This window comes from Verrucomicrobium spinosum DSM 4136 = JCM 18804 (genome assembly GCF_000172155.1).
Classification (GTDB): Bacteria; Verrucomicrobiota; Verrucomicrobiia; order Verrucomicrobiales; family Verrucomicrobiaceae; genus Verrucomicrobium; species Verrucomicrobium spinosum.
Map to the genome: position 1 here is coordinate 5988995 of NZ_ABIZ01000001.1, position 11308 is coordinate 6000302.

The 11308-nt window shown below is 59.2% G+C and carries 10 protein-coding genes; 4 read left to right on the forward strand and 6 right to left on the reverse strand.

The window, feature by feature from the left end:
- Positions 1-66 precede the first annotated feature (66 nt).
- The 5 genes from VSP_RS37225 to VSP_RS24270 form a co-directional block, all read right to left on the reverse strand.
- Positions 67-1149, reverse strand: coding sequence for an ATP-grasp domain-containing protein (locus VSP_RS37225; protein ID WP_009963957.1), 1083 nt, complete (start codon positions 1147-1149; stop codon positions 67-69).
- 62 nt (positions 1150-1211) lie between these two features.
- Positions 1212-1793, reverse strand: coding sequence for a TerD family protein (locus VSP_RS24255; protein ID WP_009963958.1), 582 nt, complete (start codon positions 1791-1793; stop codon positions 1212-1214).
- Positions 1794-1876: 83 nt separating this feature from the next.
- The gene (locus tag VSP_RS24260) at positions 1877-2452 is read right to left on the reverse strand and encodes a TerD family protein (RefSeq protein ID WP_009963960.1); all 576 of its coding nucleotides are present in this window, start codon (positions 2450-2452) and stop codon (positions 1877-1879) included.
- 75 nt (positions 2453-2527) lie between these two features.
- Positions 2528-3811 carry a TerD family protein gene (locus VSP_RS24265; RefSeq protein WP_009963962.1) on the reverse strand — a complete coding sequence of 428 codons (1284 nt, stop codon included), beginning with the start codon at positions 3809-3811 and terminating at the stop codon, positions 2528-2530.
- Between the two features lie 82 nt (positions 3812-3893).
- Entirely contained in the window at positions 3894-4349 is a 456-nt protein-coding gene (locus tag VSP_RS24270; protein ID WP_009963963.1) for a tellurite resistance TerB family protein, read from the reverse strand.
- A 167-nt stretch (positions 4350-4516) separates the two neighbouring features.
- On the opposite strand from VSP_RS24270, the gene VSP_RS24275 reads away from it, so the two are divergent.
- Positions 4517-6007: a sulfatase gene (locus tag VSP_RS24275; protein ID WP_009963964.1), complete on the forward strand. Its 1491-nt coding sequence runs from the start codon at positions 4517-4519 to the stop codon at positions 6005-6007.
- A gap of 10 nt (positions 6008-6017) precedes the next feature.
- On the opposite strand, the gene VSP_RS24280 is transcribed toward VSP_RS24275, so the two are convergent.
- Positions 6018-6935, reverse strand: coding sequence for a YceI family protein (locus VSP_RS24280; protein WP_009963965.1), 918 nt, complete (start codon positions 6933-6935; stop codon positions 6018-6020).
- A gap of 164 nt (positions 6936-7099) precedes the next feature.
- Here VSP_RS24280 and VSP_RS37230 point away from each other — a divergent pair, with 164 nt between their 5' ends.
- The 3 genes from VSP_RS37230 (at position 7100) to VSP_RS39965 (ending at position 10874) form a co-directional block, all read left to right on the forward strand.
- Positions 7100-7963: a ThuA domain-containing protein gene (locus VSP_RS37230; RefSeq protein WP_009963966.1), complete on the forward strand. Its 864-nt coding sequence runs from the start codon at positions 7100-7102 to the stop codon at positions 7961-7963.
- A 33-nt stretch (positions 7964-7996) separates the two neighbouring features.
- Complete coding sequence (locus VSP_RS24290; RefSeq protein ID WP_157211032.1) at positions 7997-8815, forward strand: ThuA domain-containing protein; 819 nt, start codon at positions 7997-7999, stop codon at positions 8813-8815.
- Positions 8816-8921: 106 nt separating this feature from the next.
- Positions 8922-10874, forward strand: coding sequence for an SGNH/GDSL hydrolase family protein (locus VSP_RS39965; protein ID WP_009963970.1), 1953 nt, complete (start codon positions 8922-8924; stop codon positions 10872-10874).
- Positions 10875-11308: the final 434 nt, after the last annotated feature.

Sequence of the window (11308 nt, forward strand, 5' to 3'; positions counted from 1 at the left end):
GAAGAGTGGCCTCGTAATGCCCCGGAGCTGTCCGGACCACGTGAGGCGGAAGCGCTTCTGACTCCATCACGACGGCAAGTCCTGAAGGTTGAGGGCCGACCGGTCCGCCAGAAAGGCGCTGAACCCCTGCTGAGCCCGCACCGTTTGAACCGGCCTGGCCAGCAATGCGGCCACAACCTCGTCTTGCCCCAATTTGAGCGCGATGGCGAGTTCGAGGAGATTCACACCCGCCAGACAGGCAAGCGCCAGCCCACCGGACATACGGCCGTTGATCTCCAACAGCCGGAGCGAACCGCCATTGCTGGTCGTGCGGAACTGCATGTTAAACAGCCCATCCAAGGAAAACCGGGCCACCAGACGGCGGGCCAGGGCTTCAATGGCCTCGTTGCGCCCTACCGTCTGAGAAGTGTCCTTTGAAACAGAGCTCTTCGGCTTCATGCGCACCACAGACGCCACGAGTTCCCCTGTCTGACCCACACAGTCCACGCTGTATTCCACTCCGTCCAGGTACTCCATCACCATGACGTCGCGAAAGCTCTCTTCACGCCCCAGGATGTCACAGGCCTCCGCCAGGGAGATCACATTGGCGTGCCCGTCCAGCAACCGGCTTACGGGAGTGATGCGGTCATTGAGCACATAGAATCCCAAGCCAAAAATCGACTTGCCCGGCTTGAAGCAGGCGGTGCCCCCTTCAAGACGGAAGGACTCCACCGCGGCCGTGAATTCGGCCACCGTATTGACCTTGATGTAGCGCGAAACAAGCGCCACGTCTTCCGGTATCCTGGCCAGGAACTCAGGTTTGTCTTCGAGCAGCCGGAGAGTATCGGCATCGGCGGCCACCAGCACCTGGGTGCCCAACGCCTCAAACTCCGCGCGCCTGGCTGAGATGCTGGGCCGGGCCCGACCCGGCACCAGCAACTGAATGCGGCGAGTGCGACAGACTTCCAGACACCAGTCCACGTAGGCATCCCCCTGGAGCCCATCGGGTTCTAGGAAAGCCTCATCCGCTCCGCACATGGCGGGAGCGTCCCACTGGGGGTGGCTCACCAGGAGATGGAGCCCGCCCCCCGCTGTGGGTTGCTTGAGCAACCCCAGCAAGGGGTGCAGGCTGGAACTGGCCCTGCTAAACCAGACACAAGGTTTGGTCATCAGAGCTCAGGAAGGTGGGGCGTGGAGCAGAAAACTGGCAGCATGATACTGATGAAAGCCTGTTAGAGGCTGGCCTTCATGGCTGGCAGCAGATCCTGAAAGGTGCGACCGGAGGTATTGTCCCCGATGGCATGCATCTTCCACTCGCCATTGTGGCGGTAAACTTTGGCCATGACCATGGCGGTGTGCGAGCCGTTGCAGCTCAAGTCATACTTCGCCAGTTCCTGGTTGTTCCCCCCGTTGATCACCCGGCAGAAGGCATTTTCAATCTCCGCGAAACTCTGGCCGGTGAAGCTGTTCACCACAAACACCAGGGATTTCACCGAGGGTGAGACCTTGGAGAGGTCCACTACGATCTGTTCGTCGTCTCCGTCTCCAGCTCCTGTGCGATTGTCACCCGTGTGCCGGATCGATCCATCGCGGCTGGCCAGCTGGCCAAAGAAGACGATGTCCACCGGTTGATTCTGCTCGTCGAAAAGCGCACAGCTCGCATCCAGATCGATTTCCTGGTCCTTGCTGCCGAGGCCGAAGAAGGTCTTCTTCTTTTTCGCATCCCAGCCCAGACCCATGATGATCTTGGTGAGGCTGCCACCCGCTTCTTTTTCAAGCGAGATTTTTTGTCCTTTTTGAAGGCTGATGGCCATATGAAAAAATGGTTGAAGGTGATGAAACAAGGTCACTCCCCACGTGATGGAGAGGTGACCCGGGCAGGCACACTGTTACAGTCCTAGATGTTGACACCGTAGTTCTTGGCCATGGCCCCGAGGCCACCCTGGAAGCCCTGGCCCACAGCGCGGAACTTCCACTCACCGCTGTGACGATAAACTTCACCGAAAACCAGTGCGGTCTCAATGCTGAAGTCTTCGCTCAGGTCATAACGCACAATCTCCGTGCCGTCGGCCTCATTGACGACGCGAACGAAGGCCTGGCTCACCATGCCGAAGTTCTGCTTGCGGGCTTCAGCGTCGTGAATCGTCACGGCGACGGAGATCTTGTCCACATCTGCGGGCACACCAGCAAGGTTGACTTTGATCACTTCGTCATCGCCATCCCCAGCACCCGTGGTGTTGTCACCCAGGTGTTTGACCGAACCGTCTGCTGATTCCTTCTGGTTGAAGAAGATGAAATCCGCATCACTGCGCACTTTTCCGTCCGGATTGAGAAGGAATGCGCTCGCGTCAAGGTCGAAACCCGCACCATCCGTGGAGCGGGCATCCCAGCCAAGGCCGATCAGGATGTTCGTCAGACCAGGAGCCGTCTTGGAGAGGGAAACGTTGCCGCCTTTGCTAAGTGAGATTGCCATGGTTTGTATGGATGTATGGTTTGGTCTTGTTTTTGAGGAAACTGTAGGACCGATAACACGAGGATCGGTTCAAAATCAGATGTAGCGACGCGGATTGTTTTTGTTGAACGCCGCAGCCTTGCCGGCAAGGCTGCCCTTGAAGACAGCAGGGCCGTCCATGGTAACCCTCAGCCCACCCTGCGCCGTCCACTGAAGCCAGGGGGTGTTCTCACTGCCCGGCAGAGAAGTGAGGCCGGAGGGTTCAAGGGTAATACCCTCGGCATCGATCACCGCCAGCCCGATGACGTAGCTGTAAACCGTGTCATCCTTCGACGCGGCAATTTTCATGAAGTCAAAGGCGCATTCCACCACCTGGCTCCCGTATTCCATCTTCATGATGGGTCGAAGGGACGCCACGGAGACTGCGCCGTTGGACACTGCGGAATAAACGCTGAACACCATGCCCACCCTGCCGCCGAGGCGCTGGGCGATCGCCGGATTCACCTCCACCGTCTCGGTGGCGGGGGCATGAAGTGACGCCGCTGTCACATCCCCCAGATGGCGGGCGAATGGCATGGAGTCGAAGCTGCCCGCAAAATCGGGAGCCTGAATGAACTTCATTCGCCCATCAGGCAGCAGCATCCCCACCCGCAAATCGAGGTCGTCATTGCTGTCGGAGTCATCGCCGTTGTCCGTCCAGCTCGCCTTGACAATCAGCTTGGCGGGGGCACCAGCACCCTTTTCCAAAGAGACGCGATGAGTCTGCCCGGGTTTGGTCAGCGTGATTTTTGACAGGGACACCTTCGCGGGCAGAGGTGGAGGCACGACAGCTACAGGATTCTGTTTCTCCTCCGCCACTTCACCCCCAAAATGCTTGAGCAGGGCTGCCAGGCCCCCATTGAAACCCTGGCCAGTGGCAGCGAGTCGCCACTCCTCCTTCCAGTAGAGCTCGATCAACATCAGGGCTTTTTCCCCTGCGTAGTCCGTGGGCTGGAGGCGAAATTCCGCAACCGTCCTGCTGGAATCCCCCACCTGAACATACCCGGTGGAAATGTCCTTCATGGTGGCAGCGCCATCAATCGTGGCCGTGAATACCAGCCTTTTGATCCCGGCGGGCAGGGCCGCGAGATTCAACCCAAACGTTTGATCCACGCTGCCTACTGCCCCAGTGGCCCGGATGGAGCCACAAGGCGATGCTGGCTGATTGTAGAAGACGAAGTAGCGCTCGTCTGAAAGACGCCCTTGGGCATCCAGCCCGAAACAGCTCAAATCAACCGTCGAAGGTGCCGGGACTCGCAGGGTCACCTGCACCTTCAACCCTGAAATCCCAACGCCAAGGCTGGAAAGGGTGGATTTTTGGCCGCGCGCAAGGGGGGTCATCGGAACTGGTATAGTCCGTTGCGTGGAGGGTCAACTGAAGGAGGTCACGGGAACCTCCCCGAATGGAATGGCGCTATCTTGTCTAGAGATCGAAATCCGCCGGGCTGATGCCGACAGCAGAGCAGGCCTCTTTGACGGCCTTCTTCTCGTCAGAGTCAAAGTTGCCGTCCGAACCGCCAATGATGATGCCAATCTGAATCACCGCACGAGCCTGATCCGGTTTGCTCTTGAGCTTGGCAATAGCCTGGATGGCCTCAACTTTGCCAAAGTCGTAGTCGGCAGTCATCTTGTCGCAGAAGTGATCAAACTTCTGTTTCAGTTCAGCCGCCGGGAAGATCTTGAGCATCTCATTGTTCGTGATCAGGGTGGCGATTTTGCCCTTCTCCTGACCACTTATCGTGCCGTCTGCCGCCGCGATCATGGCGCACATGGCCATGGTCCCGTTCGCAAAGTCAGCATTTTTGAACTTGCTGATGTTCGTCTGCAGGGATGCGTTCATCCCGGCCACTTTGTCTTTAAGATTGTCCCAGAAGCTCATGTGTTTATGACTTCATCATACAAGTTACAAACCTGTCGAGCAACATTTTGACAAATTTTTAAACAGAACCGTTCTGCAAGATGAGATGGCTGCTCTCAGTATCAAAATCTCGTCCGCCCCAGACCAGATCTGCATAATTTTTTAATTTAAGTATTCAACTGGCACACATGCGTCCCTTTCTCTGCTCCACTTTCGCCATCCTGGCTTCTGTATTGCTCCAGCCTGTGCACAGTGCCCCTCCTCCCAACGTGCTCATGATCGCCATCGACGATCAGAACGACTGGCTGGGGTCCCTGGGCGGGCATCCGCAGGTCAAGACTCCCCACCTGGACGCGCTGGCCGCAAGAGGAACCAATTTTACCACTGCCCACTGCCAGGCCCCATTGTGCAATCCTTCACGCACCAGTCTTCTCACGGGACTGCGCCCCGGCACCACGGGAGTTTACGGCCTGCAGCCGGGATTCCGGCAGGTGGAGTCACTCAAGCATCATATCACCCTGCCACAGGCCTTCATGAGGGCGGGCTACTACACTTACTCCTGCGGTAAGATCTACCACGACGGCTCCATCAAGCCCAAAGACCGCACGGGGGAGTTCACCGAATTCGGCCCCGCCCCAGCCATCCCCAAACCAGAGCAACCGATCGCAAACCTCCCTATTGTGGGCCGTCATCCGGCCATGGACTGGGGCGTGTTTCCCGAGCGGGATGAAGATCAGGCCGACTGGAAAATCGCAGATGCGGCCATCGAGAAGCTCAAAACGGTGCCGCGTGATCGCCCGTGGCTCATTGCGACCGGCTTTCGGCTGCCTCATGTGCCCTGCTTTGCTTCGAAAGCCTGGTTCGACCTTTACCCTACGGCAGACGTGAAACTGCCCCTGGTAAAGGCGGACGACCGCGACGATTTGCCGCGGTTCGCGGGATACCTTCACTGGAAGCTTCCGGAACCTCGCTTGAAGACCTTGCAGGACCTTGAGGAATGGCGCCCCCTGGTGCGGGCCTATCTGGCCTCCATCAGCTTCATGGACAGCCAGGTTGGCCGCGTGCTGGAGGCTCTCCAGGCATCTGGTCAGTTGGACAATACCATCATCGTGGTGTGGGGTGATCACGGCTGGCACCTCGGGGAAAAAGGGATCACGGGGAAAAACACCCTCTGGGAACGCAGCACCCGCGTGCCGTTCATCTGGGCCGGGCCAGGCATCACGAGAGGACAGCGCTGCTCCCGACCGGCGGAACTGCTCGACACCTTTCCCACCCTTCTGGATCTGGCCGGACTGCCTGCGCGGCCGGACCTGGAAGGTCACAGCCTCGTGCCGCAACTCAAGGACGCCCGGGCACCCCGGGAGTTCCCCGCCATCACCACCCACAACCAGAACAATCACACCATTCGCACGGAGCAATGGCGCTACATACGGTACGCTGATGGCAGTGAGGAATTGTACGATGAAACAACTGACCCCAATGAGTGGACCAACCTGGCCCATGACCCTGGCCGGGCCGCCGTCAAACAGGAACTCGCAAGGTGGCTGCCCAAGAACAATGCCCACGCCGCCCCGGGCAGCGCCAGCCGCGTGCTGACCTATGACAACGGCAAGCCAGTGTGGGAGGATGAAGCCATCGAGCCAGACGACGACTTCCCTCTCGATGTCCTCATCAAGTAGCAGTCGCCGTCTATTTCATGACCGGGCCAACCGTGAGGATGCGCAGTTGAAGCTCGATGACGTCATTCACCAAATGTCCGGCGAGTCTGCGGAAATAACGACCAGATCCGTAGAGCACGCCCCACTCCGTCCGGTCCAGCGGCAGTGACGCCTGCAAGGCCGCCTTCCCCTCCGGCGTGAAGCCCGCCGCGGCCGCGATCGTGAGGGGATGCGACTCCCCGCGCAACGTCAGCGTTCCATGCAACTTGAGATTCTGGCAGCCGGGGGCCTCAGCGCAAACCTCCGCGTGCTCGAAGGCAAATACCGCCTCAGGGTGATTTTCCACATCAAAGAAGTCGTCGCTTTCCAGATGGTGAATGAGCACATCATGCAGCGGTCCCCCCGCCAGGTCAGCGCAGGTGATCTCCCGCAGATCCACCGTCACCGCCCCGGACACAGGCACCCCTCCGTGAAAATTGACGTGCCCCTCGCTGATGGCCACATGCCCCCAGTGATGGTTGATCAAGTTTCGCCCCACCCAGACCACCTTGCTTTCCCCCAGATCCAGCGGGAACTTGCCATCCCGGACAATCGGCGTGTCCGACGACACTGAGGGAGCCTCCAGCGGCCGACCTTCCGCCCGCCAGGCCTCCAACCCACCACGAAAGTCATATACCTGCCCGTACCCGGCCCTCTCCAGCTTGGCCGCAGCGGTGGCGGATTCCCGGCTCTCAGGAGCCACTCCATACACGCACACCGGTTGGTCGCGACGCTCGACTTTGCTGGCCAAATCGGTCAAAAACACGACCTCAAACACACACTGATTGATCGCCCCGGGCAGATGCCCCTCCTGGTAGTCTTCCGCCAGCCGGACGTCGAGCAGGGCGAGTTCAGGGTGCAGGGCGCGCAGGGCGTCGAGTTCAGCGGGAGTCTGGATCAACTGGGGCATGGGCGGGAAGAGTCAGGGTCCGTGGTAGTATCACTTCGCACGCCGCGCCTCCCGCGGCCGGGCAAAAGCGGGTGAACCTTGGCGCAAATATTTGCCCCCGCCTCGCGTTTAGTTTGCCTGTGCGGGCAATTCCCGCCAGCATTTCCGCTTTGCCTCACCCACTCATGAAACGCCGTCTCTTCCACATCACCTCCATCGCCGCCCTCGCGCTTTCAGTCGGGCTCGCCCCCTTCTTGACCGGTGCTGAGTCCGCCAAGCCCAAGCCGCTGCGCGTGCTCCTCGTCACCGGTGGCTGCTGCCACGACTACGCCAAACAACGCCTGATCCTCGCCGAGGGCCTCAGCGCCCGGGCCAACATCGAGGTGGAGTTCGCCCACACCGATGACAAGAGCACCAAGGCCAGCTTCGACATCTACAACAAGGCTGACTGGGCCAAGAACTACGACGTGGTCATTCACGACGAATGCTCGGCCGACGTGAAACAGCAGCCGTATGTGGACAACATCCTCAACGCCCACAAGGATGGCGTCCCCGCCGTGAACCTCCATTGCGCCATGCACAGCTATCGTGTGGGCAATTTCCGCGATCCCGTGCAGTCCGGCTCCCCGGATGCCCTGTGGTTTGACCTGATCGGACTCCAGTCCAACGGCCACGGTCCGCAGGAGCCCATCGCCATCACCTTCACAGACAAGGAACACCCCATCACCAAGGGTCTTGGCGACTGGACCACGATCAAGGAAGAGCTCTACAACAACATCAAGATCCTCACCGCCCACCCTCTCGCCTCCGGCAAGCAGACGGTGAAGAACAAAGATGGCACCACCAAGGATGTGGAGACCGTCGTGGCCTGGACCAATGAATACGGCCCCAAGAAGACCCGCACCTTCAGCACCACCATCGGCCACAACAATGAGACCGTGGGCGATGCCCGCTACCTCGATCTCGTGACCCGTGGCGTCCTCTGGTCCGCCGGCAAGCTCGGTGATGACGGCAAGCCCGTCGCCGGCTACGAGGCCAAGCAGAAGTGAGTTGGAAGTTCTCAGTTTCAAGTTTTCAGATCTATGAAACGACGTTTGTTACTTCCCGTGCTGGTAGCTACGGCCACCGGCCTTGGCATCTGGGCGGCAGAGGCCCCAAAGGAAAAGCCCAAGCCCCTGCGTGTGCTCATGGTGACTGGGGGCTGCTGCCATGACTATGAAAACCAGAAACGCATCCTCGCCGAGGGTCTGAGCTCCCGCTCCAATGTGGAGTTCACCATCGTGCATGAGGGTCCCGACCCCAAGGCGAAGGACGCCCGCAATCACAAGGTGAGCATCTATGAAAAAGATGACTGGGCCAAAGGTTACGACCTCATCCTGCACAACGAGTGCTTCGGTGCCGTGGATGATGTGGCCTTTGTCGAGCGCATCGCCAAGCCTCACTTCGACGGCGTACCTGCCGTCATGCTTCACTGCTCCACCCACAGCTACCGTGCTGCGAAGACAGACGAATGGCGCAAGGCACTGGGCCAGACCAGCATGAGCCATGAGAAGAACCGGGACCTCCTGGTGAAGACGGTCAATGCCGAACACCCCGTCATGCAAGGCTTCCCCAAAGAGTGGCTCAACAAGGCAGATGAACTCTACAAGAACGAAAAGCTCTGGGAGAACTTCGTGCCGCTGGCCCAGGCCTATGGTGAAGAGACCAAGAAAGACCACGCCGTCATCTGGGTGAACACGTACGGCAAGGGCAAGGTCTTCGGCACCACCCTGGGTCACGGCAATGCCACCATGGAAGATCCCGTCTTCCTGGACCTCGTCGCCCGCGGTCTCCTCTGGGCCTGCGGCAAGCTCGATGACAAAGGCAAGCCTCTTCCCGGATATGAATCCCAGCAGAAGTAACTGCTGAGTCAAAAGTCATTGGTCAAATGTGAAAAGAGGGGCTTCAGGAGACTGAAGCCCCTCTTTTTCATCAGGCCCAGCCCCCACTTTTTCAACCAAGCCTCCCATGTCCCATTCTCCTTTCCGAATCACCCTTGCCTGCGCCGCGCTGCTCCCTCTCAGTGGTGCCAGCCTCCGGGCCCAGGCCCCAGCACCCCCCACTCCAGCAGCTGCGCCCGCCAGTCAGGCGGAACAGGCGGCCCTTGCCAGCATCCCCTCCTTTACGATGCGCGACGGTCTGCCCAACTTCACCCGGATGGTCGCCAACAAGGAGGAAGTTCGCATCTCCTACTTCGGCGGTTCCATCACCGCCGGGGCAGGATCAAGCAAATCCGAATATTGTTACCGCGAACTCCTCCACTCATGGCTGAAGAAGCAGCATCCCGACACCCGGTTCACGGCCTACAATGCCGCCATCGGCGGCACGGGTTCCTGGCTCGGGGCCTTCCGCTGCTGGAATGATGTCGGCTACCAGCGCCCGCACCTCGTCATTGTGGAGTTTGCCGTCAATGATGGCGGCACGCCGGAAGATCAGGTCATTGCCAGCATGGAGGGGATTGTCCGGCAGCTTCGTCTGAATACGCCTTCCAAGCCTGACATCCTGTTTGTGTACACCCTGGTCAAGGGGCATCTCGACGACCTCAAGGCGGGCAAACTGCCCCCCACCATGCAGTACCATGAGAAGGTGGCTGCCCACTACGGCATCCCCAGCGTTGTGATGGCCAAGAGAGGAGCGGAAGAAATCCTCAGCGGTCGCATGTCCATGGAGGCTTTCGCCAAGGACAACGTGCACCCGACGGATGCCGGATATGCCCTCTACCTGGAGGCGTTGAAGCCCTTCTTCAGCCAGGTCTTCGCCACGCCGGCCCCCGCCACCGCTGTGAACAGCAAAGTGCCCGCTGCACTCTCGCCCAAGGCCATGGAGAAGGCGAAGCTAGTTTCCTATGACTGGACTACTCTCGACGAAGGCTGGCTCGGCTGGCAGCTGAGTTCCACCAGCCAGCTCCCCCATCTGGCTGTGAGCAACAAACCTGGCTCCACCATCTCCTTCAAATTCAAAGGATCCCAAGTGGGCATCTACGACATCATCGGCCCGGATACGGGGAACCTGGAGTTCTCCCTCAACGGAGGCGACTGGCAGAAAAAGGTGAACTTCGACAAATACTGCCTCACCTACGCCCGCCCCCACGCCACCCCTCTGGTGCAGAACCTTGATCCCTCCAAAGAGCACGAAATCAAGATCCGCATCGCCGCCGAAAGGCCGGAAGGCAGCAAGGACATCTACACCCGATTGGGCTGGTTCCTGGTGGACGGCACCGTGGAAGATCCCAACGCTGGAATCGACCCGCTGAAGCGCATTGACAACATCTATGCCTCGATGAAGCCAGTCACCTGGGCAGCCCCGGAAGATCGCTGGACGAATCTGGAGAAGACCCGGGAAAAGCTCGCCAGCGGCCCCGCCTTCACCATGGTATTGCTCGGTGACAGCATCATCGGTGACACCTCCGCTTCCAACTTCGAACTGCTCATGCAGCGGGACTATCCCAAGAGCAGCATCAAGAAGGTGCTCAGCCTCAGGGGTTCCACCGGTTGCTGGTGGTACAAAGATGAAAATCGCGTGGAGAGCTACGTCATCCAGCACCATCCGGATCTGCTCATCATCGGCGGCATCAGCCAGCGCGATGACATCGAGGCCATCCGCTCCGTTATTCACCAGAGCCGGGCCAAGCTGCCCAACCTGGAAGTCCTGCTTCTCACCCCGACATTCGGGTCCAACAACAGCGTCATGTTACAGAATTACACCCTGAACCCGGACGCGAAAGCCTACCCCTACCGGGCCAATCTGCAGAAGCTCGCCCAGGAGGAGAAGTGCGGTTTCTTCGATATGACCGCCCCCTGGTGGGAATACATCAAGTCCAGCGGCTATGCCACAGACTCCTTCAAGCGTGACGTGGTCCACGCCAATGCTCGCGGAAGCCAGATCTTGGGCCGCCTCATGCAAAAGTTCTTTGCGCCCTGAGGCAATCATCAATCCTTCTTGATCAGCCGGCATCCGCCACCGGGAATTCTCTAGTGGCGGATTCTTTATGCCCCACCTCATCCAAATATGAAAGGGTGTGGTTGCCGGAGGTCGCGACATTTGGGAAGATTTCCTCCCGTCCGCGATTTTTTCCCAGGATCAAAGCTACCGCTCCGTCCTTTCTTTTACCTCTCCGGCAATCACACCAGTTATACTTTACAAAAAACGAGAAGAAATGTCGATACTAAATTGGAGGAATTTGCCGGAGGAGATTCGGGATGGAAGTGCAGGAGCCTAAGCTCTCTCCCTCGTGGCCAAAGGGCACCCCTTGGGCGCGCAACCGCACTCCACGAAACAGACGTCGCGTGCGGGGAAGTTGGTGCCTCCTCACGCCGACAACGACGACCGGCACACCCCGACGGCTCACGCCTCTA